Genomic DNA, 665 nt, shown 5'->3' with positions numbered 1-665 from the left:
CTTCGGAATGTCGCTGATCATCAGCGTGTTGGTGCGTTCGTCAGCCACGATGCGGCCACGCGAGGACAGGAACCCGCTGTCTTCCTGCGACGAGCTGCCACCATTTCCGCCGCTGCCGCCACCACCACCGATGCCCTTGGCCTCGGTCAGCGCCTTGAAGATCTGCGTGGCGCTGTGGTAGTTGATCTGCACGTAGTCGGTGACCAGGTCTTCGCGGTTCTCGATGGCGATGCGCGCGTCTTCCTTCTCCTGCTCGAACTTGGCCAGCTCGGCCTGCGGAGCGACCCAGATCACGCTGCCGTCGCGGCGCTTGTCCAGGCCCTTGGCACGCAGCACGATGTCCAGCGCCTGGTCCCACGGCACGTTGACCAGGCGCAGGGTCACATTGCCCTGCACTGAATCGGATGCCACCACGTTGAGGTTGGATTCTTCGGCGATCAACTGCAGCACGGTGCGCACCGGCACGTCCTGGAAGTTGAAGGTCACCGGCTTGCCGGTGAAGCCACGCTGGCCGACAGCCTTGGCCGCCTGGGTGACACTGCCGGCCGTGACCGCACCGACCGCAGCCGGTGCCTGGCGCGGGCTGATCTCGACCACGTACTCGTTGCCACTCTGGTAGGCCAGCGATTCCACCGCACCGCCGGTGCTCAGCACCAGCTGCGTGC

At 65.6% G+C, this 665-nt stretch carries 1 protein-coding gene; it reads right to left on the bottom strand.

The annotated features are described in order from the left end of the window. A partial coding sequence (locus tag C9414_RS20760; protein ID WP_181286186.1) for a secretin and TonB N-terminal domain-containing protein occupies nt 1-665 on the bottom strand: 665 nt, incomplete at both ends.

Source organism: Bacillus sp. Nf3, from assembly GCF_003028545.1.
GTDB classification, from domain to species: Bacteria; Bacillota; Bacilli; order Bacillales; family Bacillaceae; genus Bacillus; species Bacillus safensis.
The sequence above is the reverse complement of the archived record's forward strand: the minus strand, read 5'-3'. Positions and strand labels throughout refer to the sequence as shown.